General features: G+C 68.4%; 27 protein-coding genes and 2 tRNA genes. 15 read left to right on the top strand and 14 right to left on the bottom strand.

Annotated elements, in window-relative coordinates:
• Positions 1 to 29 precede the first annotated feature (29 nt).
• From ACOZ35_RS09180 to ACOZ35_RS09160, 5 genes are all read left to right on the top strand, one after another.
• A complete protein-coding gene (locus ACOZ35_RS09180) occupies positions 30 to 383 on the top strand; it encodes a DNA-binding protein (protein WP_007345291.1) in 354 nt (117 codons plus the stop codon).
• Positions 384 to 977 carry a DUF7411 family protein gene (locus ACOZ35_RS09175; RefSeq protein ID WP_424013315.1) on the top strand — a complete coding sequence of 198 codons (594 nt, stop codon included), beginning with the start codon at positions 384 to 386 and terminating at the stop codon, positions 975 to 977.
• A 125-nt stretch (positions 978 to 1,102) separates the two neighbouring features.
• Positions 1,103 to 1,558 carry a DUF892 family protein gene (locus ACOZ35_RS09170; protein ID WP_424013314.1) on the top strand — a complete coding sequence of 152 codons (456 nt, stop codon included), beginning with the start codon at positions 1,103 to 1,105 and terminating at the stop codon, positions 1,556 to 1,558.
• A 126-nt stretch (positions 1,559 to 1,684) separates the two neighbouring features.
• Entirely contained in the window at positions 1,685 to 3,007 is a 1,323-nt protein-coding gene (gene hisS, locus ACOZ35_RS09165) for a histidine--tRNA ligase (protein WP_424013313.1), read from the top strand.
• Positions 3,008 to 3,084: 77 nt separating this feature from the next.
• The gene (locus tag ACOZ35_RS09160; RefSeq protein WP_424013312.1) at positions 3,085 to 4,161 is read left to right on the top strand and encodes a CNNM domain-containing protein; all 1,077 of its coding nucleotides are present in this window, start codon (positions 3,085 to 3,087) and stop codon (positions 4,159 to 4,161) included.
• Between the two features lie 19 nt (positions 4,162 to 4,180).
• On the opposite strand, the gene ACOZ35_RS09155 is transcribed toward ACOZ35_RS09160, so the two are convergent.
• The 6 genes from ACOZ35_RS09155 to ACOZ35_RS09130 all read right to left on the bottom strand — a co-directional run bounded on the left by ACOZ35_RS09155 (position 4,181) and on the right by ACOZ35_RS09130 (position 10,637).
• Entirely contained in the window at positions 4,181 to 4,999 is an 819-nt protein-coding gene (locus ACOZ35_RS09155; protein WP_424013311.1) for an ABC transporter ATP-binding protein, read from the bottom strand.
• Entirely contained in the window at positions 4,996 to 5,982 is a 987-nt protein-coding gene (locus ACOZ35_RS09150) for an ABC transporter ATP-binding protein (RefSeq protein ID WP_424013310.1), read from the bottom strand. Before ACOZ35_RS09150 ends, ACOZ35_RS09155 begins: the two co-directional genes overlap by 4 nt.
• Positions 5,975 to 7,333 (bottom strand): branched-chain amino acid ABC transporter permease, encoded by a 1,359-nt coding sequence (locus tag ACOZ35_RS09145; RefSeq protein ID WP_424013309.1) that lies wholly within the window; start codon positions 7,331 to 7,333, stop codon positions 5,975 to 5,977. The genes ACOZ35_RS09150 and ACOZ35_RS09145 overlap by 8 nt, the downstream gene beginning before the upstream one ends.
• Complete coding sequence (locus tag ACOZ35_RS09140; RefSeq protein WP_424013308.1) at positions 7,330 to 8,451, bottom strand: branched-chain amino acid ABC transporter permease; 1,122 nt, start codon at positions 8,449 to 8,451, stop codon at positions 7,330 to 7,332. The genes ACOZ35_RS09145 and ACOZ35_RS09140 overlap by 4 nt, the downstream gene beginning before the upstream one ends.
• Positions 8,452 to 8,616: 165 nt before the next feature.
• Positions 8,617 to 9,555 (bottom strand): lipoyl synthase, encoded by a 939-nt coding sequence (gene lipA, locus ACOZ35_RS09135; protein WP_424013307.1) that lies wholly within the window; start codon positions 9,553 to 9,555, stop codon positions 8,617 to 8,619.
• Positions 9,556 to 9,635: 80 nt separating this feature from the next.
• Complete coding sequence (locus tag ACOZ35_RS09130; RefSeq protein ID WP_424013306.1) at positions 9,636 to 10,637, bottom strand: hypothetical protein; 1,002 nt, start codon at positions 10,635 to 10,637, stop codon at positions 9,636 to 9,638.
• Positions 10,638 to 10,757: 120 nt separating this feature from the next.
• Here ACOZ35_RS09130 and ACOZ35_RS09125 point away from each other — a divergent pair, with 120 nt between their 5' ends.
• Complete coding sequence (locus ACOZ35_RS09125; RefSeq protein ID WP_424013305.1) at positions 10,758 to 11,153, top strand: dual specificity protein phosphatase family protein; 396 nt, start codon at positions 10,758 to 10,760, stop codon at positions 11,151 to 11,153.
• Positions 11,154 to 11,367: 214 nt separating this feature from the next.
• Here the strand turns inward: ACOZ35_RS09125 and ACOZ35_RS09120 are convergent, their stop codons facing one another.
• The 7 genes from ACOZ35_RS09120 to ACOZ35_RS09090 all read right to left on the bottom strand — a co-directional run bounded on the left by ACOZ35_RS09120 (position 11,368) and on the right by ACOZ35_RS09090 (position 15,537).
• Positions 11,368 to 11,844, bottom strand: a complete 477-nt coding sequence (locus ACOZ35_RS09120) for a toxin-antitoxin system TumE family protein (protein WP_424013304.1) — start codon at positions 11,842 to 11,844, stop codon at positions 11,368 to 11,370.
• A gap of 3 nt (positions 11,845 to 11,847) precedes the next feature.
• Complete coding sequence (locus ACOZ35_RS09115; protein WP_424013303.1) at positions 11,848 to 12,438, bottom strand: DUF7342 family protein; 591 nt, start codon at positions 12,436 to 12,438, stop codon at positions 11,848 to 11,850.
• A gap of 56 nt (positions 12,439 to 12,494) precedes the next feature.
• Positions 12,495 to 12,779, bottom strand: a complete 285-nt coding sequence (locus ACOZ35_RS09110; RefSeq protein ID WP_424013302.1) for a type II toxin-antitoxin system RelE family toxin — start codon at positions 12,777 to 12,779, stop codon at positions 12,495 to 12,497.
• On the bottom strand, positions 12,772 to 13,050 hold the full coding sequence (locus ACOZ35_RS09105; protein ID WP_424013301.1) for a ribbon-helix-helix domain-containing protein: 279 nt from the start codon (positions 13,048 to 13,050) through the stop codon (positions 12,772 to 12,774). The genes ACOZ35_RS09110 and ACOZ35_RS09105 overlap by 8 nt, the downstream gene beginning before the upstream one ends.
• Before the next feature lie 300 nt (positions 13,051 to 13,350).
• Positions 13,351 to 14,568, bottom strand: a complete 1,218-nt coding sequence (locus tag ACOZ35_RS09100) for an RNA-guided endonuclease InsQ/TnpB family protein (RefSeq protein WP_424013300.1) — start codon at positions 14,566 to 14,568, stop codon at positions 13,351 to 13,353.
• A 134-nt stretch (positions 14,569 to 14,702) separates the two neighbouring features.
• A tRNA-Thr gene (locus ACOZ35_RS09095) sits at positions 14,703 to 14,774 on the bottom strand.
• Positions 14,775 to 14,871: 97 nt separating this feature from the next.
• Complete coding sequence (locus tag ACOZ35_RS09090) at positions 14,872 to 15,537, bottom strand: DUF7114 family protein (RefSeq protein ID WP_424013299.1); 666 nt, start codon at positions 15,535 to 15,537, stop codon at positions 14,872 to 14,874.
• A 59-nt stretch (positions 15,538 to 15,596) separates the two neighbouring features.
• On the opposite strand from ACOZ35_RS09090, the gene ACOZ35_RS09085 reads away from it, so the two are divergent.
• From ACOZ35_RS09085 to ACOZ35_RS09075, 3 genes are all read left to right on the top strand, one after another.
• On the top strand, positions 15,597 to 16,304 hold the full coding sequence (locus ACOZ35_RS09085; protein WP_424013298.1) for an enoyl-CoA hydratase/isomerase family protein: 708 nt from the start codon (positions 15,597 to 15,599) through the stop codon (positions 16,302 to 16,304).
• 89 nt (positions 16,305 to 16,393) lie between these two features.
• Positions 16,394 to 16,464: transfer RNA gene (locus ACOZ35_RS09080), tRNA-Gly, on the top strand.
• Between the two features lie 598 nt (positions 16,465 to 17,062).
• A complete protein-coding gene (locus tag ACOZ35_RS09075) occupies positions 17,063 to 18,229 on the top strand; it encodes an anion permease (RefSeq protein ID WP_424013297.1) in 1,167 nt (388 codons plus the stop codon).
• 50 nt (positions 18,230 to 18,279) lie between these two features.
• On the opposite strand, the gene ACOZ35_RS09070 is transcribed toward ACOZ35_RS09075, so the two are convergent.
• A complete protein-coding gene (locus tag ACOZ35_RS09070; protein ID WP_424013296.1) occupies positions 18,280 to 18,942 on the bottom strand; it encodes an undecaprenyl diphosphate synthase family protein in 663 nt (220 codons plus the stop codon).
• A 79-nt stretch (positions 18,943 to 19,021) separates the two neighbouring features.
• Here ACOZ35_RS09070 and ACOZ35_RS09065 point away from each other — a divergent pair, with 79 nt between their 5' ends.
• From ACOZ35_RS09065 to ACOZ35_RS09040, 6 genes are all read left to right on the top strand, one after another.
• Positions 19,022 to 19,567 (top strand): hypothetical protein, encoded by a 546-nt coding sequence (locus tag ACOZ35_RS09065; RefSeq protein WP_424013295.1) that lies wholly within the window; start codon positions 19,022 to 19,024, stop codon positions 19,565 to 19,567.
• Positions 19,568 to 19,627: 60 nt separating this feature from the next.
• A complete protein-coding gene (locus ACOZ35_RS09060; protein WP_424013294.1) occupies positions 19,628 to 20,098 on the top strand; it encodes a DUF5812 family protein in 471 nt (156 codons plus the stop codon).
• 71 nt (positions 20,099 to 20,169) lie between these two features.
• Positions 20,170 to 21,054 carry a protein translocase subunit SecF gene (gene secF, locus ACOZ35_RS09055; RefSeq protein WP_424013293.1) on the top strand — a complete coding sequence of 295 codons (885 nt, stop codon included), beginning with the start codon at positions 20,170 to 20,172 and terminating at the stop codon, positions 21,052 to 21,054.
• Positions 21,054 to 22,646 carry a preprotein translocase subunit SecD gene (locus ACOZ35_RS09050; RefSeq protein ID WP_424013292.1) on the top strand — a complete coding sequence of 531 codons (1,593 nt, stop codon included), beginning with the start codon at positions 21,054 to 21,056 and terminating at the stop codon, positions 22,644 to 22,646. Before secF ends, ACOZ35_RS09050 begins: the two co-directional genes overlap by 1 nt.
• 180 nt (positions 22,647 to 22,826) lie before the next feature.
• Positions 22,827 to 23,531: a metal-dependent transcriptional regulator gene (locus ACOZ35_RS09045; protein WP_424013291.1), complete on the top strand. Its 705-nt coding sequence runs from the start codon at positions 22,827 to 22,829 to the stop codon at positions 23,529 to 23,531.
• Entirely contained in the window at positions 23,528 to 24,229 is a 702-nt protein-coding gene (locus ACOZ35_RS09040; protein ID WP_424013290.1) for a TMEM165/GDT1 family protein, read from the top strand. The genes ACOZ35_RS09045 and ACOZ35_RS09040 overlap by 4 nt, the downstream gene beginning before the upstream one ends.
• Positions 24,230 to 24,244: the final 15 nt, after the last annotated feature.

The raw sequence follows: 24,244 nt of genomic DNA, 5'->3' as shown, positions 1-24,244 counted from the left end.
TTTTTCGCACGGACCGAGAACAGGCGTGTATGAGTGGCAACCCCGACGACGAACGGCTCGAGGAACTGCGCGAACAGAAGATGGAGGAGCTCCGCGAGCGACAGGGCGGTGAGGGCGACGCCGCCGAGGCCCAACAGGAGGCCCAGGAGCGCGCCGAGGCCCAGCAGGAAGCGGTGTTGAAACAGCACCTGACCGACGGCGCGCGCCAGCGGCTCAACGCGGTCGAGATGTCGAAGCCCCAGTTCGGCGAGAAGGTCAAAAAGCAGGTCGCCGCGCTGGCACAGAGCGGGCGGATCCAGGGACAGATCGACGAAGACCAGATGCGAGACCTGCTCAAAGAGCTCCAGCCCGAACAGAAGAGCTTCGACATCCGCCACCGGTAGATGGAGCTCGCGCTGCTGTACAGCGGGGGGAAAGACTCCTCGCTTGCCGCCCACCTGCTCGACCGGTTCTACGACGTCCGCTGTGTCACCGGCAGTTTCGGGCTCACGGACGACTGGGAGCACGCCGAGCGGGCGGCCGCCGAGCTCGGGTTCCCGTTCGAGCGCATCGAGCTCGACCGCGACGTGGCCGAGAGCGCCGCCGAGACGATGGTTGCGGACGGCTACCCCCGCAACGGGATCCAGCGCGTCCACGAGCACGCCTTAGAGACCATCGCCGCTCTCGACGTCGACGCCATCGCGGACGGCACGCGCCGCGACGACCGCGTCCCCACGGTGTCGCGGGCGCAGGCGCAGAGCCTCGAAGACCGCAACGGCATCGACTACATCTCCCCGCTCTCCGGGTTCGGCCGCCACGCCGTCGACCAGCTCGTCGACGCCACCTTCGACGTCCAGCAGGGGCCGAGCGAGGAGGTGCCGAAGGCGGACTACGAGGACGAGCTCCGGACGCTCATCGCCGACGAGTACGGCGACGCGACCGTGGGCGACGTGTTCCCGGACCACGACCAGACGTACGTCCACGGCCGGACCGACTGACCTCCGGCTGCCCCCTCTTCCGCGGCGGCCGGTTGCTTGGCGGGCGGCTCCGTCCGCGGTCGGCGAGTTCGCGTCGGTCCGGAACCGCCGGAACTACTTTCGACCTCGGGGGCGTATCGTCGCGTATGTCATCCGAACGAGTCGTCGACCTGCTCAAGACGGCGTACGCCGACGAGATCGAGACCGTGATGAACTACCAGACGAACGCGATCGTCCTCGACGGCGTCCGCGCCGAGGAGATCAAAGAGAGCCTGAAACAGGACGTCCAAGAGGAGCTCGGCCACGCCGAACAGATCGGACAGCGGCTCAAACAGCTCGACGCGCGCCCGCCCGGGTCCGCCGAGTTCACGGCCGGCCAGGAGTCGCTCCAGCCGCCCGAGGACTCGACGGACGTGTTGGCCGTCATCAACGGCGTACTCGACGCCGAGGAGGATGCGATCGCGACGTACCGGGACCTGATCGACGCCGCCGAGGAAGCCGACGACCCGGTCACCGAGGACCTCGCCGTGACGCTCCTCTCGGACGAGGAGGCCCACCGGACGGAGTTCCGCGGGTTCCAGAAGGAGTACCAGCGCGACTAGTCGGGGCGAGGCGCCGCGCTTCGTCGCCCCCCGGGCCGCGCGTCACCGACCGCGACTCCCGCAACGAGTCAGCGAACCCCGCCCCGAAAGGATGCTTTCAAGCGGGCGCTCGCCGAATCGACACCCATGTACGACGGCCTCAAGGGATTCCGAGATTTCTACCCCGGCGAGCAGTCCGCTCGCCGCGAGGTGACCGACGCGATCGAGGACGCGGCGGCCAGGCACGGCTTCCGGGAGATCGCCACCCCCGCCTTAGAGCGGACGGAGATGTACGTCGACAAGTCCGGCGAGGAGATCGTCGAGGAGCTGTACGCCTTCGACGATAAGGGGGGCCGCGGGGTCTCGATGACGCCGGAGCTCACGCCCACCGTCGCCCGGATGGTCGTCGCGAAGGGTCAGGAGCTGTCGAAGCCGATCAAGTGGGTCTCCACCCGTCCGTTCTGGCGCTACGAGCAGGTCCAGCAGGGCCGCTTCCGCGAGTTCTACCAGACGAACATCGACGTGTTTGGCTCCTCGGCGCCCGAGGCCGACGCCGAGGTGCTGGCGGTCGCCGCCGACGCCCTGACTGACCTCGGGCTCACCGGTGACGACTTCGAGTTTCGCGTCTCGCACCGCGACATCCTCGGCGGGCTCGTCCGCTCGCTCGCCGCGGACCCCGACGCGGTCGACACCGCGGCCGCGATCCGCGCGGTCGACAAGCGCGCGAAGGTCGACGACGCCGAGTACGTCGGACTCCTCTCGGACGCCGGGCTCGCCCGCGATACCGCGCGCGACTTCGACGACCTCATCTCGGGCGTCGAGACGGTCGACGACCTCGACGCGGTCGCCGAGGCTGGCGACGAGTCCGTCGAGGACGCGGTCGAGAACCTCCGGAACGTGCTGGCCGCGGCCGACGACTTCGGCGCGGGCGAGTTCTGCGAGGTGTCTTTGACGACCGCCCGCGGGCTCGACTACTACACCGGCGTCGTCTTCGAGTGCTTCGACTCCACCGGCGAGGTTTCCCGCTCCGTCTTCGGCGGCGGGCGCTACGACGACCTCATCGAGAGCTTCGGCGGCCAGCCCACTCCCGCGGTGGGCGTCGCGCCCGGCCACGCCACCCTCAAGCTGCTCTGTCAGCGCGCGGGTGTGTGGCCCGACGAAGAGCTCTCGACCGACTACTACGTCCTCTCGGTGGGCGACACGCGGAGCGAGGCGGCCGCGCTCGCCGGCGACCTCCGCGCGCTCGGCGACGACGTGGTCGTCGAGCAGGACGTCTCCGACCGCTCGTTCGGCGCGCAGCTCGGCTACGCCGACTCGATCAACGCCGAGACGGTCGTCGTCGTCGGCGAGCGCGACTTGGAGAACGGCGAGTACACGGTGAAGGACATGGCGAGCGGCGACGAGACGACGGTCCCGGTCGACGAGTTCCCGCCAGAGTCGGGGCTGCCGACGTACGAGGACTACGCGTAGGCTCCGAGTCCCCGTCCGCTCTCGCGTTGTCACCCGTTCTCGACCATTTTTAAGTTCGAGCCGAGATCGGTGAGACGATGATCCCGCTTGCGACGGCGATGCCGCCGACCGAGGTCGCCCTCCGCGTGGCGGCCGGCGTCGCCCTCATCCTGATCAACGCGTACTTCGTGGCGATCGAGTTCGGCCTGACGCGCCTGCGGCAGTACCCCGAGTCGGAGATGGACACCCCCGGACTGCGGCGCGCCTGGGAGATGACCGACGACCTGGAGTTCTACCTGACGACCTGTCAGGTGTGGATCTCCGGGACGAGCATCGCGCTCGGTATCGTCGCCGAGCCGGGGCTCGCCGCGCTGTTCGCCCCCATATTCGAGAACACGGCGTTCGCGTCCGCCGGCGCGGGCTCGCTCCTCGGCTTCTTCATCATCAACATGGTCCACCTGACGCACGGCGAGCAGACGCCGACGTACCTCGGCGTCGAGCGCTCGAAGCAGGTGGCCCAGTACGGCTCCCGGCCCCTCTACTGGTTCGCGTGGCTCATCTCGCCGCTGATCAAGTTCGGCGACTGGGTCGCGAAGGCCACCCTCGGCCTGTTCGGCGTCGAGATGACCGGCTCGTGGACCGAGGCCGAAGAGGAGGTGTTGGAGACGCGCGCGGAGCTCCGCAACCGCCTCGGCTCGATGATGGAGGAAGTCGAGCTCCCCGAGGAGCGCCGCGAGGAAGTCCTCAACGCGCTCGATGTCGACGAGCTCGCCGTGCGGGAGGTGCTGACGCCGGCCGACCAGATCGTCTCGCTGTCGACAACCGTCTCCGCCGAGGAGAACCTCAACCGAATCCGCGACACCCCCCACAGCCGCTTCCCGCTCGTCGGCGACGACCCGAACGAGTTCGAGGGGATTGTGTACGCCCCCTCCATCGTGAGCCGCTTCGACGAGCTCCGGGACGGCGACCTGACGTTCGCGGACGTCGCGGCCCCGCCGATGACGGTGTCGGCGGACGCGAGCGTCAGCGACGCTTACGACCGGTTCCAGGCGGAGTCGCAGGAGCTCGCGCTGGTGATCGAGGACGGCGAGGTCGTCGGGCTGCTCACCGCGACCGACGCGATGGAGGCGGTGATGGGCCAGCTTGAGGACCCGCTGGACGCCGGAAATCTATAGCAGAACGGCGCGGTGGCGACTATCCGCCGAGGAAGTCGCGGCGCACGTCCTCGTCGTCGAGCAACACGTCGCCGCGGTCGGTGTAGCGGTTCTCGCCGTTCACCAGCACGTAGCCGCGGTCGCACCGACGGAGCGCCTCCTTCGCGTTCTGCTCGACCATCAGCACCGCCGTCCCGCTCTCGTTGATCCGGTCGATCCGGTCGAACATGTCCGAGACGAGGTCGGGCGCGAGCCCCGCCGAGGGCTCATCGAGCAGCAGGAGGTCGGGGTCGAGCATGAGCGCCCGCCCCATCGCGACCATCTGCCGCTGGCCGCCGGAGAGCGTCCCCGCCTTCTGCTCGCTGCGCTCGCGGAGGATCGGGAACCGGTCGTAGATCGTTTCGATCTGGTCTTCGGGCACCTCGTCGAGGATGTACGCGCCCATTTCGAGGTTCTCGCGGACGCTGAGCCCGGGGAACACGTTGTCGTTCTGCGGGACGAACCCGATCCCCTCGCGGATGATCTGCTCGGGCGCGAGCCCCTGGATCGACTTCCCCTCGAACTCGACGGTGCCGCCCATGTGGGTCGTGAGCCCGAAGACGGTCTTCATCACCGTCGACTTACCGGCCCCGTTCGGGCCGACGATGGTGACGTACTCCTCGTCGGCGACGTCTAAGACCACGTCGGAGAGGATCTGGAGGTCGCCGTAGCCGGCGTCGAGGTCGCGGATGCGCAGTATGGCGTCCCCGTCGACCGTGTGTTCGGTGCCGGCATGGGCAGCCGCTTCGTCGGCGGCGCCCGTCGTGTCCTCATCGGCGGCGCCCGTCGTGGCCTCCTCGTCCGCGGCGTCGGCGGTCATAGGTCCTCCCCCAGGTACGCCTCGATGACCCGCTCGTCGTTCCGTATCTCGTCGCCGGTCCCCTCGGCGAGCACGCTGCCCTGATGCATGACGATGACGCGTTCGCAGTTGTTCATGATGACGTCCATGTCGTGTTCGACGAGCAGGAAGGTGTAGCCGTCCGCGCGCAGGTCGTGGATCCGGTCTAACAGCTTCTCCTCTAAGGTCGGGTTGACCCCGGCGAGCGGCTCGTCGAGCAACACCATCTCGGGGTCGGTCATCAGCGCGCGGGCCATCTCCAGCAGCTTCCGCTGGCCGCCGGAGAGGTTCCCCGCGTGCTCGTGTGCGAGGTGGTCGATCTCGAAGAACTCCAGCGTCTCCCAGGCCCGCTTCCGGAGATCGGTCTCCTCTGCTATCACCCCGCCGCGGAGGCCGGGCGTCACCGCCCGGATCGCGGACTCGCCGAGCTGGCCCTGCGGCGCGAGCATGAGGTTCTCCAAGACGGTCATCTCGGAGAGCTCCCGGGCGATCTGGAACGTCCGGACGAGTCCCTTCCGCGCGATCTGATACGGTTTGCGCCCGGTGATGTCCTCGCCCTCGAAGTACACCTTGCCGGCGGTCGGCTCGTGGACGCCCGTGATACAGTTGAACGTGGTCGACTTCCCGGCGCCGTTCGGGCCGATGAGCCCGGTCAGCGACCCGGCCTCGACCTCGAAGGAGGCCCCGTCGACGGCGGTGACGCCGCCAAACCGCTTGACCAGCCCCTCCACGCGGAGCGGGGGCGCCCCCGAGGGGACGTGTTTCGCCGCCTCCTCGACCGCGCTGTCGTTCGCCTCCGGTTCGTCGTCGGGTCCGTCCGCCGCCGCGACGGTCTCGGGCGCGCCGAGCTCTCCCGGATCGGCGGCGTCGTTCGCGTCCGCGACGTCGGCGGCGTCGGACGCGTCGTCTATGTCAGTGGCGTCGTTCGCGTCGCCGCTGTCGTTCCGATCGGGTGCGTCACTCATCGGACTCACCTCCGGTCGGTCGCTCCGAGAGGTCGACGGCCGCGGCCGTCTCGATCCTGTCGCCTAAGATCCCCTCCGGCCGCCGGTGGATGATGAACACGAGCACCAGTCCGAGGAAGACGAACTGGAGCGGCGCGATGTTGTCGGTCGCGTACGCGAGGAACGACACCGGGTCCAGCGAGACGACCGCGTCGGCGAACGACGAGGGCGTCTCCGCGTCGATGAGCCCCCGAACCGTCCCGCCGACGCGCCGCGGCCCCTCGAACAGCACCGCGGCGAAGACGATGCCGCCGAGGACGGAGCCGGTGTTCGACCCGGACCCGCCGATGATCACCGCGATGAACACGTAGAAGGTTAAGAGTGGCCGGAACTGCGGGGTCGGCGAGACGTTGCCCTGGCTGCCGAACCAGAGGATGCCGGCGAGCCCCATCAGCGCGCAGCCGATGACGAACACCTTGATCTTCACGAGGTTCACGTCTTTCCCGAGCGAGTTGGCGACGAGCTCGTCCTCGCGGATCGCCTTCATCGTCCGGCCGAACGGCGAGCGGCCGAGGCGTTCGAGGATGAGATAGAACGCGACGAGGAACGCGGCGAGGACGGCGATGTACCCCCAGCCGATGAGGATCGGGTGCGAGATGCCGAGCCCGTCGTTCCCGAAGACGCCGAAGACGAGGTCGCCGAGCGGCGTCGGGTTCCCCGCCTGCCCGTCGACCAAGAACAGCCCGCGGACCGGGTTGTCCGGCATCCCCATCCCGCGGCCGCCGCCGGTGCCGGCGCCGATCGTGTCGCGCAGGAAGTTGTCGAAGGCGCTCGACTGGAGCGACAGGCGGATGATCTCCGAGAGGCCGAGCGTCACGATGGCGAGGTAGTCGGCCTTGAGCCGGAGCGCCGGCAGGGCGGCGATCAGGCCGAGCAGCGCCGCCATCCCCATGCCGGCGACGATCCCGACCGGGAGCGGTAGCCCGAGTCCGGGCGGGCCGAACGCGGGGTCGGGCGACCGGACGACCATCCCCATCGTGTACACGCCGACGGCCATGAAGCCGGCGACGCCGATGTTGAACAGGCCGGTGTACCCCCACTGGAGGTTCAGTGCGAGCGCGGTGAGCGCGTAGACGAGACCGAGGAACGTCAGCGTCTCCATGAGTCCGACAACGCTGTTGAGCCCGTCGGTGAATGTCAACAGCGTCGCGGCCGCGTAGATCACGAGCAGCGTCCCGGCGACGAGGGCGAGGTCGCTCTCTCGGGCGGCCTCGACCACTGCCGCCGTCGCGCTCTCGGGCGGGTCGGGCGCGTCGGGCGCGCCTTCGGACGGCCCGGACGCGGAGCCGTCGGGGGCGTTCGCGTCGCTCATGTGGTGGTCACCCCCCCGAACAGCCCCTCGGGACGCAACAGCAGCATGAGGATCATCACGCCGAACGCCGCGGCCTGGTTGAAGTCCGAGGGGATCCAGATCGTCGACGTGGTGAACACGATCCCGATGACGAGGCCGCCGGCGATGGCGCCGTAGACGGAGCCGATCCCGCCTAAGATTACGGCCGCGAAGATGAGGAGGAGGAGCAGCCAGCCGAAGTCGAACTGGATCGTCCCGCGGAGCAGCACGTAGAGGTAGCCGGAGGCGCCGGCGAGTCCACCGCCGATGATCCACGTGGCGGTGACGACGCGCTCGGCCGGGATCCCCGTGATGAGCGCGAGGTCCTTGTTGTCGGCCATCGCGCGCATCGCGGTGCCGAGCTTCGTGTGCTGGAGCATGCCGTGCATCGCGAGCATCAGCCCGACCGCGGCCACGAGGATGGTGAGCTCGTGGGCGTTCACCGAGAGCCCGAGCGGGCCGAACGCGAGGTTCGACGCGTCGACGCTGGCGGTCACGCCGCGCCGGTCGGAGCCGTAGGCGAACTGGAGCAGATAGCGCACGATGAGCGCCGCGCCGATGGAGGCGATCAGCAGCGAGATCCCGTCGCGGTCACGCATCGGCTTGTAGAACGCGCGGTCGAGCGCCACCGCGAGCAGCGCGGTGACGACGAACGCCGCGAGCAGTCCGACGAGGATCGCGCCGGGCGTCGTGAGGATGTGCGCGCCGATGTCGCCCGGCGAGGCGCTCCCGGCGTCGCGGACCGACAGGAGCGCCCGGACCGGCACGTCGCCGAAGCCGGCGATCAGGAACGCCACGCCCCAGCCGGAGAACGCCCCGACGCTGACGAGGTCGCCGTGCGAGAAGTTCGCGAACGAGAGGATGCTGTACGTCATCGAGAGTCCGATGCCGGCGAGCCCGATCACGAGCCCGATAACGACGCCGTTCCAGAGGTTCGAGCCGAGCCGGTCGACCGATATCGACCCCCCGATCGGGCCGAGGCCGACTCCCGCGAGCTTTGCCGCGAGGTCGACGAGGAGCAGGCCGCCGAGGAGGGCGACGAAGAGAAGCCCCGGCCGGGCCCGCGCCGAATCGACGATCGACGAGTCAGTTGTTCCCATGTGTACGTCTCACTGACGCAGGGTGAGTCACCGAGAGGTAAATAACTCGCTGTTCGGACAAAAAGTCGAGACCTCGAAACCGCCTGACAGCTGTGACCGGCCCGCCGGAGTTGTCGGAGTCGCGCCTCGGCGTTTTATCGCCCGCCCGCGACGGTGGGGTACGCGTCAGTCGCCGCCCGCGGCCCGCGCGTGGCGCCGCGCGTCCTCGGGCGACCGGCCCTCGCGCACCAACGCCTCGACGAACAGCTCGCCCGCCTTGTACGAGGACCGGACCATGGCGCCCGACGCACAGTAGAGGAAGTCGAACTCCTCTTCGGCGACCCGCCGCCACGTCTCGAAGACGTCCGGGTGGACGTACTCGAACACGTCGAGGTGCGAGCGCGAGGGCTGGAGGTACTGCCCGAACGTGACCACGTCGACGCCGACCTCGCGGAGGTCCCCGAGCGTTCGGTACACCTCGTGGTCGTACTCGCCGACGCCGAGCATGAGGCTCGTCTTCGTGTGGATGTCTGACTCGCGGTCGACCCGGTCGAGCACCGCGAGCGACTGCTCGTAGTTCGCGCGGCGGTCCCGGACCGGCCACTGGAGCCGCTCGACCGTCTCGACGTTGTGGGCGATCACGTCCGGCTCCGCGTCGATGATGCGGTCGATCGCCTCGGGGTCTCCCTGGAAGTCAGGGATGAGCGTCTCGACGAGTATCTCCGGGTCGCGGCGCTTGATCGCGCGGATCGTCTCGGCGAAGTGCGCCGACCCGCCGTCCGCGAGGTCGTCGCGGTCGACGGACGTGAGGACGACGTAGTCGAGCCCGATCTCCGCGACGGCGTCAGCGACGTTCGCCGGCTCGTCGGGGTCGAGCGGCTCCATCCCGCCGGTCTCCACGTCACAGAAGTTACACCCGCGCGAGCAGCGGTCGCCCATGAGCATGAACGTCGCCGTTCCCGGCCCATCGTTCCCCGACCAGCACTCGCCCATGTTCGGGCAGTTCGCCTCCTCGCAGACCGTGTGGAGGTCTCGGTCGCGGAGGGTGGACTTGATCTCGGTGAACCGACTCCCGGACGGCGGGCGCGACTTCAGCCAGTCCGGCTTCCGGCGGCCGCGTTGCATGCTCGACCCTTGGCGTCCGAGCGCAAAAGGGTGCGGGTCGGCGGGGGGTGGGCGCCGTGGATCCGACCCGCCCCGCCAACCTACGCCTCGGGAACGAAGACGTTCATCGACGGCGTCTGGATCCCCTGGAACTTGTTCTTCCAGTTGTACGCGATGTTCAGCACGCGCCGCCGGTTTCCGGGCGGCCCCGTCACGACGCTCACGGAGGTGCCGTTCTCCGGAATCTCGACGCGCGTGTCCTCCCACTCGAAGCCGGCGAGCAGCTCCGAGGGATTCTCGACCGTCACCGTTCCGCTGTTCTTGTTCACCTCGTAGAGGCGATAGGAGTCGGTTTCGAGCAGCCGCTTGATCTCGGCGAGGTCGTCGTCGAAGTGCTCCCGCAGCGCGTCGGCGGTGTGGTAGCCGCAGACGATCAGGTGCGCGAACGTCTCGACGTTGCGCTGGTTCTGCTCGGCGTCCCGGAGGTGGTCGAAGTACGCCAGCTTCTCCTCGCGGTCGAGTTCGAGGATCTCGTTGACGATCCGGGCCGCCTCGCGCTGCGTCTCCGTCGCCTCCGGGTCCGCGAGGACCTCGTCCGCCCGCGACCCCGTGTTCTGTCCCCGCGACACGTCGATGACGTTCTTGAGGTGTTTCGCGCGGTCGTACACCGCCGACTTGTACGACCAGTCGCGGACGTCGTCCGGGTGGTCGTCGAACTGCCGGAGCAGCGCCTCGCGGTCCTCGGGGAATCCGATCTCCTCGCGGAAGTCGCTCCACGCCGCCGCGTCCTCGAACAGTTCGAACTGCGTCAGGGTGTCCTGCCCGAGGTTCGCTCGCGTGCCGCCGCTGGCGACGAACTTCGCTTCGAGGAACGTCTCTTCGCCGTCGACCTCGACGATGAGGTCGCCCAGCGAGTCGTAGGAGTTGCCGGCGTGTCGCACCGCGGTCCGGTCCGGGAAGTCGCGTCGGATCCGCTCGGCGAGGGCCTTCGCGAGGTCGGGTTCGCCCTGCTCTTCGAGGTCCGCGTCCGGCTCCGCGTCGTTCGCGAGCTGCGCCGTCAGCTTCTCCGTGGCCTCGACCCAGCCGCGCTCGTGTTTGCCCATGTCGCGTGTCGGTCGGGGAGGGGGATAAAAACGGTGTACGGCGGTGAACTCGATGAGGGCGCCGGTGTGCGGGAGCATTTAACAGCGCGTGCCGATAGACGGACAACAGCGTGTCTCACGATGGACAAGGTGACAGCGGGACTCTTCGTCGGGACCGTCTCCGACGCTGAGGACGAGTCCCTCCTTCGGGACCGCGGCATCGATGTCGTCGTCTCTCTCACGCACGAGGACCCGGACACCGGACCCGTCGCTCGCGTCGACATCCCAATGTTGGACGGGCCGCAAAACGAGTACGAGGCGTTCGTCGACGCCGCGGAGACGGTCGTCGAGCGGCGCAACGCCGGGCAGCGCGTCCTCGTCCACTGTTCGGCCGGCGCCTCGGCAGCGATGGCGCGCCTGACGGACCGCGACCTCGACGAGGCGTTCGAGCAGGTGTCCGCCCGGCGGCCCGAGGTCGACCCGCACGACGCGCTGATCCGGCGGGCGGCGACGTTCGCGACGCAGGAGCGGGAATGAAGCGCGACGTCGCAGGAAGCGCTTAGGCTGGGATTACGCGTGAACACAGTCTAAGCAAAAATAATTCGGTGTGGCACAGATATAAATCGGTAGGCCCAGTGGGCTGCTGTACGGAGACTCTCACGCATGGACCTCACAGACATCCCCGACGATGCATACGACGGTGAGGAGTCCCCGCCTGATCTCGACGATCTGGAATCCCTTGACACACTGCTCAGGGAGGGTTGCTCCCGGCGTTGAGCGGCACGTACGAGTCCGCGTGGTAGGCCACCCGCCACAGTTTGCAGACGGCGCGGGTGACCAGCTCCTCGGGAGACTGCGTGATACAGGACGCCTCGACCGCGTCGGGGTCTGCACTCGCGTCCGGGGGCGGGTGGTAGTGTTCCGGCCCGGTGGCGTGAACGTAGTCGCCGCCGTGGGGATGGTTTCCCCACCGGAGGTTCACGCCCGTGGGGTCCGTGTAGTGGTACTTGTAATCGCCTCGCGTCGTCCACGTCACGTCGATGCGGGCCTCCTCGGCGTCGCGGAGGCCGTCCGCGAGTTCGACTTCGAGCACGGACGGACTGAGGTAGTCGTCGAGGCGAGCCGTCGCGAGCGGCTCCATCTCCTCGATAGTGTCGCGGATCGCGAGCAGCGCCGGGCGGTCGGTCGCTCCCCGGAGGGCGTGGGCCTCGTCCCGTGGCTCCGGCATGCGTTATACGGGGACACCGCCGTCGCCGGGGCTGCGGTCGTCGTCGACGAACCGCTCCGCGTTGCCGATCGAGAGGGCCGCGTTCGCGAACGCGAGGTTCCGCCGCAGCGTCTTCCACTCGCGGATCGCCTCCGGGTCGGGGCCGTCCGACTCGGACTCGGACGCCGCGAGCGCGTGGTTCGTCTGGTCAACGGCCAGCTCCTCGGGGGACTCGACGCCGTACTCCGACTGGAACTCGCCGAGCCGCGTCCGCATCTCCCGTATCCGAGCGACGAGGTCGTCGGTGGAGACGCGTTCGAGGATCTCCGCGGCCTGCTCGACGACCAGCGACTCCGGCGAGCGCCGGTACAGCGTCCCGCCGTGGTCGCCGTTCGCCGTCTCGACGAACCCCTCCGTCGCGAGCGCGTTCAGGTGTTTTCGGGCGGTCTTCGGCGCGGTTCGTGCCTCCTCCGCGATCGTCTCGGCCGAGGCAGGGCTGTACGTGTGCTTGATGACGTGCCGGATGCGTTCGTACGGCGTCGTTTCGGCCTCCCACTCGGCGCCGACCGCCTCGTTGACGTCCGCGAACTCCTCCGGTGGGCTTCCGTCGTCCATGCGATCACACTAGATATGAAGGAATATAGTAGTTCGGAGAGGATCATATTGCTTCCTCAATCGTCGTCAGCGGTGTACGCGCCGCCCCGACGCTTGATACGGGCGACGACGAGCCGCCGGCCATCTCGCCGGAAGCTCACGGAGAGCCGGAACTCCCCCACACGTATCTTCTTGTACGGACTGTTCTGGAGCGGTTCACCGTAGTCGGGCGGGTCGCGCCACGGCGAGTCGACGATCTCGTCGAGCTTGTCGAGGACTCGTTCTTGATCGGCGGGCGGGAGTCCGTCGAGGTCGTCTTCGGCCGTCGCGGAGAGTTCCCACGTCCACCCGTCGTCACTCATCCGTGCCGAACCGCTCGCGGGCTTCCTCGGCGCTCGTCGTCCGTCCCTCGCGGATGTCCTCCTCGGCTTCGAGCAGGGCGACGAGTTCGTCGCGGTCGAACGTCGGGAACTCGACGGCGTCCCGAAGCGTGTACCGGATGAACTCGCTCCGACTGTTGAACCCGCGCCCCTGCCACGTGTCGTCGATCTGTTCGAGGAACGACTCGGTGAGTTTGAAATTCACCGTGGCAATGTCATCGCCGCCGTCGTCGTTCGTGGTCGCTTCAGACATATAGACGTAATACGCTGGTCTTACCGATAGTCGTTTCGGCGGGATCACACCCCTCCTACGTCGCCATCATGGAGAGTCACATCGGGGAGTGCTGTGTGTACCAAAAGAAGGGTACGTCGCGGGACGGCGAGGGGTATTCTGTGTAGCGAGGGGGAGCGACTCACAAACGAGTCTCGCTGAAACGAGTTGAACGACGGGAGGCGTAAGGAAAGCGAACGCCGAGAAAGCCTAGGCCGAGATGTCAACCGTCCCGCGAATGATGACGCGAAACTTGTCAGTGAACTCTGCCTCCATCGACGGTCAGTCGCTCGGGACGAATCCCCGATTCGGCGTCACGGTTCCTGACTTCAGGGCGAGTTGACTGTCGCCCGTCCGCCGAGACGACTGTAGGCCCCGACGGACGTATCTCCATCCGACGTTCTTCGCGCCGACGTAGTCCGCGTTCCCCGTCTCACCACACGATTGGCACTCGAACTCCGAGCGCGCGATTCGGTTCCCTTCGCTCGTGTGACCGCATTCCGGGCACCGCCGACTCGTGTTCTCCGGTGACACGTACACGACACGGAGCCCCTCCGCGTCCGCTTTGGACTCTACCATGTCCACGAGCTGTCGATGCGCCCACTGGTGGAACTCCTTCACCCGAGGCGCACGGTCTCGGATGTGCCGGAGGTTCTCGAAGGCGATGTACTCGCAGTCGTATTCAAGCGCCTCGTCGATGATGTCGTTGGCGACCTCGTGAAGCGTGTTCCGGACGTGTCGCGATTCCCGCCCACTCATCTGTTGAATCGTTCGGTGCGCGGACTGTGTACCCGTCCGTTGGAGCCGACCGCGGATCCGCTCGAACTCTCGGTGTCGGTGCCGGAGTTCGTCACCGGATGCGAAGCACGCTGTCGAGGTGGTCGCGATGTTTGCGATACCGAGATCGACGCCGAGAACTGTCCTGTCCTCGGTGTCATCCCGTATTTCGGCTCGTTTCTTGGGCTGGGGTTTCCGGAACCCCAAGTGAATGTAGTACCCACCATCGCGCCGTGAGAGTGTGGATTCGGTGATCTCCCACGCCTCGCTGTCGAGGTACTGGTATTGGTATCCGTTCTCGTCGTCCGGCAGCACGAGTTCACATCGGATACGGTCTCCGACTGTAGAAAGAGAGACGGTTCCGTCGTCGAACAACGTCATCGTGCGCGTGTCGTACTTCACCGTGTCTGCCGTGAACTCCGGCGGAGAGGTGGCGTAATCCTCTTCGAGAGCTTCGATATCGTCGATGCCGCTGAGTGCCGCTGCGGCTTGATGAGTGGCGAGTATCGTGTGTTGGCTCCCGAGACGTGTCTCTTCTCGCACCTCGTCGTAGGCGAGCTTTTGAAGACGTGTTTTCCGCGCTTCATTTGCTCTCCATCCGATACGACTGCTGATGTTACAGGCGCGTTTCCACTCAGAGATGGTGGTGTCGAGCAGCGTTCTCTGCTCGCTGGTGAGAGTTAGGCGAGTAATTGCGGTACGTCTCAGGTACTCGTCCGCCACGTCTCTCGATACCGCAGTATGGTACTTAGTGATTATCTCGTGTCACGGGAACTTCACTGCCCTCACCGAGTTCGCTGATCAGAACTCTTCGCGAAACGTACTCTCGAGGACGTGAAAGTGAGGAGAATAAGAAAAGCCTGAGGGGGGATTTGAACCCCCGGTCTCGTCCTTACCAAGGACGCGCTTTACCGCTAAGCTACCCAGGCACGCAAACTGTCGTTGGCCGGATCCGACTTTATGAGTTTCGATTCCCCGGCGCGGCGTCGGGGGATCTCGGAGCCGGCCCGGACCGCCCCGCACCGATCAACTATCCGTCGCGCTGACGGCGCGGTCGGAGATGTCGGCGATGCGGTCGGCGGTCGCCTCCGGCAGCGCGCGGCCGGCGGGCGGGAACTCGCCGTCGCAGTCGGCGGCGAGGTCGCGGGCGTACGCGAGCAGCTCCTCGGGCGGGTCGCCGCCGACGGCGGTGGTGCCGGCGACGACCGCGAGTTCGAGCGCGTCCACCTCCAGGTTGCGGTCGAGCCCGGCCGCCGTCTCGGGGTCCATCCCCTCGCGGTCGCGTAGGGTCTGGTCGCGGCCGAACGCGCGCACCACGTCGACCGCGGGGCGGGCGGCGTCGGTACACGCGAGCAGCGAGAAGCCGCGGGAGACGAGCACGTCGGCGGCGAGGATCTCCATGTCGGCGTCGATGTCGGCCGCGGCGGTCGCCGCCGTCACCCACGGCTCCTCGCGGGCCACCGTGCGGGTGAGCCGCAGCCCCTCGTAGATGAGCTGCACGCCCGCGGCGCGGTCGGCCACGTCGCCGAGGTCGACGTCCGGCTCCAGCGCGCGGGCGGTGACCAGCGCCAGCACGCCGGGGGTCACCGCCGCGTCGAGGAGCCGGTCGTCGAGGGCCTCGCGGAGCTGTTCGGGTTCGACGTCCGCGAGCGCATCGCGCGCGGCGTCACGCGCTCGCGCGGCATCGTCCATTGCCGTTCGGTAGACGAGCGAAGGGCAAAGACCTTTGGAAACGAACGGGATTCCGTCTCGTGATCCGAACCCGAACCGACGGCGACGTGCGCGTCGTCACGCTCGACCGCCCCGAGGCGCGCAACGCGCTCCGGCCCGACGATCTGACTGCCCTCCGCGAGGCGTTCAACGGGGCGGAACGCGAAGCGAATCCGCCGGTGACGCTCCTCCGCGGCGCGGGCGACGCCTTCTGTGCCGGCGCCGACCTCGACGCTGTCGCCGCGCTCGACGACCCGGAATCGTTCGCGCGGCGGGGGCAGCGCGTCGCCGCCGCGATCGAGGCGTCGCCGTCGGTCGTGGTCTGCGGGATCGACGGCCCGGCGCGCGGTGGTGGGGTGGAGCTGGCGCTGGCGGCCGACGTCAGGGTCGCGACCCCGCGGGCGACGCTCGCCGAGCCCGGCGTCTCCCTCGGCCTGTTCGGCGCCTGGGGCGGGACGGTCAGGCTCCCGCGCGTCATGGGCGAGGGCGACGCGCTCGACTTCGCGCTCTCGGGCCGGGTCCTCGACGCGGAGGCGGCACTGCGGACCGGGCTCGTCTCGCGCGTCGTCGACGACCCGCGCTCGGTGGCCGACGAGATCGCGGCCGGCGAGGCCGACGCGCTCGCGGCGATCAAACGGCGCATTCGGGATCGACGCGACGACGAGACGCAGGAGGGTGCGGAGGCCGCGGCGTTCGCCGACCTTCACGACGCGCACGCGGCGGAGATCGCTCGACGGAGAGGGGAGTGAGCCGGGGTGTCGAGGACGGTCGCGCCGCCGCGCCGTCCCGATGTCAAAGACTTAAGTGAGTCTCCGACCAACCCCGAGATGCGAAGCACGCACCGGTAGTGTAGTGGTATCACGCAACCTTGCCATGGTTGCAACCCGAGTTCAAATCTCGGCCGGTGCACCTTTTCGAACGCAGTGAGCAAATCACCGAGAGTGATTTGAACGCTATCAGTCGCGCGCAGCGAACAGGCGAGCGAAGCGAGCCGTGAGCGAGCACGTCTGATTCTGAGTTCAAATCTCGGCCGGTGCACTCCTTTCAGTCGTCTCCGCTGCGAACACCGCCAGAGTCCCGGCTGTTTGTTTATAATCGCATCTGGACTAGCCCGCCGCGAACACCGCCAAAGCCCCAGCCGGGAGGACTCGCGCGGCTCGTTGCGGTGCTTGCGTCGCCGTGCTTCGTCCTCCCGGCTGCCCCTTTGAGTCCCGCCCCGCCCCGCACAGCACCTCACGCCTCCCCAGCCTCGTCGCTGGCACCCTCCGCTTCGCTCCGGGAGCCAGCGACTCCCTCGCGCGTGCGACTCGCGCCCTTCGGGCGCTCGCCGGCACGCGCCACCGCATCGTTCGTTTATAAATAACTCACACCGGCACCCACCGTCATTTAAATGCCGTACACGTTCGCGTCCGTCTCGCTCGTTACCTCTCCGCGAGCGTCGGGCGGGCGGCGCTGACGCGGACGGACCCCGTCCGTTTAACAGCGCGTGTGTCCTCTGTTCGCGTATATGGTTGAGATTCTTCTTCTCGTCGGCGTCGCGGTGGCGGCGTTCGTCGGATACAACATCGGTGGGGCGACGACGGGGCCGGCGTTCGGACCGGCCGTCGGCGCGGACGTGATATCGAAGGCGGGCGCGGCGGCGCTGATGTCGGTGTTCTTCTTCGTCGGCGCGGGGACGCTGGGCCAGCGCGTGGTGACGACGCTGGGCGAGGACCTCGTCACCGGCGCGAACGTGTTCACACTGGAGACGAGCATCATCGTGCTCTTCTTCATCGGCGGCGCGCTGTTCGTCGGCAACTACGCCGGGGTCCCGGCGTCGACGTCGATGACGGCGGTCGGCTCCATCGCGGGGCTGGGCATCGCGACGAACACCCTCGACTGGGCGGTGATGGGCGAGATCGCGATCTGGTGGCTCGTCGCGCCGATCATCGGGTTCTGGGTGTCGGGCGTCGTCGGGCGCTACTTCTACTCCGCAATCGACCGCTGGGTGGCGATCGAGAGCACCGACGGCGCGCTGTTCGAGTTCGACCGCTCGGGGCTCATCCCGCGTCCGGTCCTCGGCCCGAACACGACGCGGCGCGAGCTGACGGGCGGGATCATCGTCATCGCCATCGGCTGCCTGATGGCGTTCTCCTCGGGCACCTCGAACATCGCGAACGCCATCGCGCCGCTCGTCGCGCTCGACAACGTGGAGATGACGCCGATGATCCTTCTCGGGAGCGCCGCTGTCGCGCTCGGCGCGTTCACCATTGCCCGGCGGACGCTCGACACGCTCGGCAACGACATCACCGACCTCCCGCTGACGGCCGCCATCGTCGTCGCGGTCGTCTCCTCGGGGATCGTCATCAGCCTCTCGGCGGTCGGCATCCCCGCCTCGTTCGTGATCATCGCGACGATGTCGATCGTCGGGCTCGGCTGGGGCCGCGCGACGCGCACGGTGACCGTGCGACAGGGGATCAAAGGCGAGAAGCAGCCGAAAGTCTCGGTTGGCGCGCTGACGGCCGACGAGATGCCGGAGATCGGCGAGGGCGACGCGAGCGACATCCCCTCGGCGTCGGACCTGTTCAATCCGGCCACGAGCGCGCGCGTCGTGCTGATGCAAAACGTGGTCCCGATCCTCTCGACGGTGGGCGCGCTGGTGACGTTCACCGCGCTCTTCGCGTTCGTCTGGTAAGCGGCCGTCGGAGCCCTGATCGGGGCCCGCTGCCTGCCGAGCGGCGCCCGCTACCTGCCGAACCGACGCTGCCGGTCCTGATAGTCCAACACGGCGCGGAGGTACTCCCGCCGGCGGAAGTCGCGCCAGTTCACGTCGGTGAAGTAGAGCTCGGCGTACACCGACTGCCAGATGGCGAAGTCGGAGAGCCGCTCGGCGCCGGTCTTGATGACCAGGTCGGGCTCCTCGGGGAACAGCAGCCGCTCCGCGACGTCGGTCTCGTCGATGGCCTCGGGCGGTATCTCGCCGGCCGCGACGTCGCTCGCCAGTTCGCGGACCGCGCCCGCGAACTCCGCTTTGCCGCCGAGCCCGACCAGGATTCGGACCGGGGCGTCGGCGGCCTCGCCCGCCGAGTCGCCGGCCTCCGTCGGCGCGTCCGGGCTCCCCTGCTCCGGCGAGCCGTCGTCGGGACCGCGGACCACCGTCTCCGCCGGCGCGTCGAGGCGGCGCAGCTCCCGAACGAGCGTTGGGGCGACCGCGCGGTCGAGGACGGAGACGGAGACGGTGACGCGCTCTGCGCCGTACTCGAACGCCCAGCCGATCGCCGACGAGAGCGTGTCGAACGCGCCGTCGGCGAGGAGGTCGCGCTCGGTGAGCACCAAGGCGACGTGCGGCGGCGGCTCGGCGTCGTGGAGGCGGTGGCGCGTCGCGAGGTAGGCGTCGTAGAGACCCACGTGGGGAGGATCCGGTTGCGCCTATAAATGGCTTCCCGCCGACGAGGGGTTTAATTCGCCGACGTGCCTACCGCCGGTGATGGCAGACAGCTACCGCGGGGTGTTCGGCGCGATCCCCTACGCGTTCCGCGCGACCGAGTCGTGGACCATGCGCGCGTACGCCGCGCTCGGCGCGCTGGCGGCCGGGTTCGTCGCGCTCGTCGTCACGCTCGCCTTGGTCGTCTGGATGGGCGAGACCGTCTCGGCGCAGGGGGGGACGTTCCTCTTCTCGCGGTCGCTGTTCGTGGTCGCCGGGCTCGGCGCCGTCGGCCCGCTGCTCGCACCGATCCTGTTCGTCGCCCGCCGCCACCGCCGCGGCGACCGCGTCGCGGACACGTACGACCGGTGGATGGGGGTCGCCGGCTTCCTCTTCCTGCTCTCGCTGTACCTCGGAATGGTGATATCGGCGCCGGAGGGCCTCCGGGACCCGAGCGACTCCGTCCTCGTCAACGCGCTGTACGCGCTCCCGCAGCTGGCCGGGTTCGTCCCGCCGGTCGCGGCCGCGCTCGCCGTCTTCGCGACCCACTTCCGGCTCCGCGGCGGGTCGGACGAGGACGCGCCGGCGGACGGCGACGTGGCGACATAGGCGCGAATCATCGGCGGCGGCTCGAAAGCCGGAAGTCGCCCGAGCGACTACCGGGACGCAATGACCGATGAGAAGGAGAGCACGTTCCTCGTCACGCACGTCGAGAGCGACTCGGCCGTGCTGAAGGACGTCCACGACGGACAGGTGCACACGCTGAGCTCGAACCCCGGCCTCGACGTCGACGACGCCGTCGAGGCGACCGTCGCCCCCGACCCCCCGATGGAGGTCACCTATCAGGTGATCGAGGTCGCGGAGCGCCGGTCGCTGTCGATCGGGGAGAGCCCGGAGCCGCCGACCGTCCACGAGCGCGAACTGGCCGCCGAGACGCCAACCGGGGAGCTCGCTCGGGAGGAGCGCGCGGGCGTCGGCGAGGTCCACGTGCTGACGCCGCCGGAGTCGGAGACGGAGGCGGCGGTCGCCGACGTGATCGACGACCGCGAGGGGACGCTCTCGCGCGCGGCCCGGCTGGGCGTGAACCGGGTCGAGATCCGGTCGGAGCCGGGCGTCGTGGCGGTTCGCTACCTCCCGTAGCGAGGGCGACCGAGGCGCCGCGGCCTCGCAGATAAGAAGGCTTATTCGCGCACGCGGGGGAAGCGGTGTTTATGGTAGCGATCGAGGTGCCGAAAGTCAACTACACCGACTACTCGAACCGGCAGCTCGCGGCGGTGCCGCTCGCGTTCCTGGTCCTCGCGCTGGCGATCATCGGCGGCTGGTTCGTGGCCACCGGTGCGCCGGCGAACCTTGGACTGGAGTTCACCGGCGGCGTCGAGCTGCGAGTCGCGGACGAGGGGAACGGCGACGTCGAACAGCAGATTCAGACGGCCTTCGATCGAGAGCCTGACTCGGTCCGGACGATCCCCGGCGACGACGTCGTCGTCGTCACGTTCCAGGCGGCCGAAGACGACCCGGAGGGGCTCGCGAACGATCTCCAAGACCAGGCGGAGGCGGCCGGGCTGACCACGACCGCGGTCGACCAGGTGTCGCCGAGCTTCGCGAGCGACACCGCGCGGACCGCGCTCTTCGGCGTGGCGCTCGCGTTCCTCGGGATGAGCGTGCTCGTGTTCGCGCTGTTCCGGACGTTCGTCCCCTCGCTCGCGGTCGTCGCGTCCGCGTTCTCCGACCTCGTCATCCCGATCGCCGCGATGAACCTCCTCGGCATCGAGATGACGCTCGGAACGATCGCGGCGCTTCTGATGATCATCGGCTACAGCGTCGACTCGGACATCCTGTTGAACGACTCCGTGCTGCGGCGGACCGGCGAGTTCTACGAGTCGGTCAGCCGGGCGATGCGGACCGGGGTGACGATGACGCTCACCTCCATCGCCGCGATGGTCGTGATGGCGGTCGTCGCCTCGGTGTTCGGCGTCGGACTCCTCCGTGACATCGGGATCATCCTCTCGGTCGGGCTGTGCGCCGACCTGATGAACACGTACCTGTTGAACGTCTCGCTGCTTCGCTGGTACAAGTTCGAGGGGGTGGCCCGGTAATGCTCGAACCGATCAAGAACAACTGGCGGATCCTGCTGCTGGTCGTCGTCGTGCTCGGGTCGACGGTGGCGCTGTTCGGGCCCGGGTTCGGTCCGGAGCCGGCGCCCGGCGAGAGCGCGAGCGAGGCCAAACAGGGGATCACGAACCTCCAGTACGGGCTCGACCTCGCAGGCGGCACGCGCGTCCGCGCGCCGCTTTCGGGGTACACTGCCACCGACGTGGCGCTTGAGGGAGAGAGCCCAGAGGCGGTCGCGGAGGCGGTCGCAGCCGAGTTGGACAACGCCTCGACGCGGGACGTCGGCGTCGTTCCCGACGAGAGCGCCGTGGAGGTCACGGAGACGTCCGTGACCGAGTCCCAGTTCCGCGCGGCGATGGACGCCGCCGGCTACGAGTACGGCGGGATCCGCTCGGGCGTCACTCAGGAGACCCGAGACGCGACGATGGAGATCATCCAGGGGAAGATCAATGAGGCGGGCCTCTCCGGCGGGAGCGTCCAACAGGTCCAGTCGATCACCGGCGAGTACTTCATCCTCGTCGAGGTGCCGGGCCAGGGCCGCCAGGAAGTGATCGACCTCCTCGAGGAGCGCGGGACCGTCCGGATCGACATCGCGTACCCCGACGGGAACGGCACCGCCGTTCAGGAGGGGGCGCTGATCCAAGACGACTTCGAGGAGATCGGGACCGCGGCACAGAGCGACCGCGGCACCGGCGCGTACGTGCCAGTCACCGTGCGCAACACCGCCGACAGCGGCCAGTCGCCGGCACACAGCTTCCAGGACGCGGTGACCGAGCGCGGCTTCGCCGACGCGTATCAGAGCCAGGCGGACCGATGCGGGTACGACTCAGAGACCGGAGAGCTCGGGAACTCGAACCCGTGTCTCCTGCTCGTCGTCGACGGCGAGGTCGTCAACTCCTTCGGGATGGACCCGAGCCTCGCCGACAGTATGGCGCAGGGGTCGTGGGCTGAAACCGGGAACTTCCGGCTCACGACCGGGGAGTTCACCGAGGCGCAGACCATCTCGCTGAACCTCCGCGCCGGCGCGCTCCCGGCCGACCTCGACATCAGCGGCGAGGGAACCTCCTCGTCCATCTCGGCCTCGCAGGGGGAGAACTTCCGGACGTACTCGCTCATCATCGGGGTGCTCTCGGTGTTCGCCGTCGCCGGCATGGTGTTCCTCCGCTACCGGGAACCGCGGGTCGCCCTGCCGATGATCGTCACGGCGCTGGCCGAGGTGTACGCGCTGCTCGGCTTCGCGGCGCTGCTCGGCTACCCGCTCGAACTCGCGGTGATCGCGGGCTTCATCGCGGTGGTCGGGACCGGGGTCGACGACCTCGTCATCATCGCCGACCAGGTGATGAGCGAGGGCGACGTGAGCTCCCGGACGGTGTTCAACTCGCGGTTCCGTCAGGCGTTCTGGGTCATCGGCGCGGCCGCGGCCACGACCATCATCGCGATGTCGCCGCTGATGGTGCTGTCGCTCGGCGACCTCTCCGGGTTCGCCATCTTCACCGTCCTCGGTGTGCTGATCGGCGTGTTGATCACCCGCCCCGCGTACGGCGACATCCTGCGCCGCCTGCTGACGGTCAGGTAAGTCGAGTCGGCGTCGCCCGCGACCGCCCGTTTTCCGGCCAAATGTGACGTTCGATCAGTTGTCTCGCGCAGAGAGCGCCGTTTTTCTCGTTCGTGATCCCGAAGGGGCCGCCGCTGGGGCTCCGTCGGAAACTGAACGACGACCCGACAAACTATTAGTTTAGTCCGATCGAAAACGACTGTGCCCACCGACGCCGTCGAAGATTATCTCAAGGCGATCTATCGGATCGAGTCGCGGTCGGGGCCGCCCGTCTCGACCTCGCAGATCGCGGAGGCGCTCGACAAGACCCCCGCGACCGTGACGAGCATGGTGGAGACGCTCTCCGAGCGGGGCCTGCTCTCCCGCGAGAAGTACAAGGGCGTCGAGCTCACGCCAGCCGGCGAGGTCGCCGCGCTGGAGGTCGTGCGGCGGCACCGCCTCATCGAGGCGTTCCTCGCCGAGCAGTTGGACTACGAGCCGACGGAGGTCCACGACGAGGCCGACGCGCTCGAACACCACGTCAGCGAGGAGTTCACCCGGCGCGTCGAGCGCCTCCTCGACTACCCCGCGGCCGACCCGCACGGGGACCCGATCCCCCCGGCGGACCTGTCGACCCCGGAGGACGCCGGAACCGCGCTCCTCGCGGCTTTAGATCCCGGCGAACGCGGAACCGTCGCCCGGATCAGCGACCGCGACCCCGACGTGTTGGAGTTTCTCGTCGACGCGGGGATCACCCCGGGGACGACCGTCGAGGTCGTCGACGTCACCTCGTTCGGACTGGTCACCGTCCGGACGAGCGACGGTGACGAACACGGGCTGCCGGAGGCGGTCGCCGACCGCGTGTCCGTCCGCCGCGCCGCGGAGTCGAGCGCCGCCGGCGACGGGCAGGAGGCGAGCGACGCATGACCGGCTACCTCGAGATCCTCGTCGTCGCGTTCGCCGCCCAGCTCGCGGTGCTCCCGGGCGAGAAGGTCCAACTGATGATCGCCGGGCTCGCGACGAAGTACGACCCGAAGATCGTCGTCGCTGCGGCCGGCTCCGCGTTCGCCGGGTGGACTGCCGTCGAGATCGCGTTCGGGCAGGCGCTCCAGTCGGCGCTGCCGCCGCTCGTGCTCAACGTCGTGACGGCGATCCTGTTCTTCGTCTTCGCGGTGCTCCTGTACCGCTCTGCCCCGCCCCGCGGGACGAGCCCCGAAGCGGAGCGGACCGACGGCGGGATGGCCGCGTTCGACGACCTCTCGCTGCCGGGGCGGCTCGACCGCTACTCGGGGTCGCTCGGCGGCTTCCTGCCCATCTTCGCGCTCACCGCGACCGGCGAGTTCGGCGACAAGACCCAGCTCGTCACGATCGGCTTAGCCGTCCAGTACGGCGCGACCTCCGCTATCTGGTTCGGGGAGATGCTCGCGATCATCCCGGTGAGCCTCGCGAACGCGTACTTCTTCCACAAGTTTGCGGGACGGGTCGACATGCGGCTCGCGCACCTCGGCTCCGCGCTGCTGTTCGCCTTCTTCGGCGCGGACACCGTGTTGGCGATCACGACCGGCTTCTCGGTGTGGGAGACGTTCGTCGGGGCGGTCGGCGGCCTCGTCTCCGGGCTGTTCTGACGCCGTCTCGACGAT

It is taken from the genome of Halorubrum xinjiangense (assembly GCF_049604745.1).
GTDB lineage: Archaea > Halobacteriota > Halobacteria > Halobacteriales > Haloferacaceae > Halorubrum > Halorubrum xinjiangense_A.
Note: the sequence above shows the minus strand (reverse complement) of the source record. Positions and strands in the feature narration are given on the sequence as shown.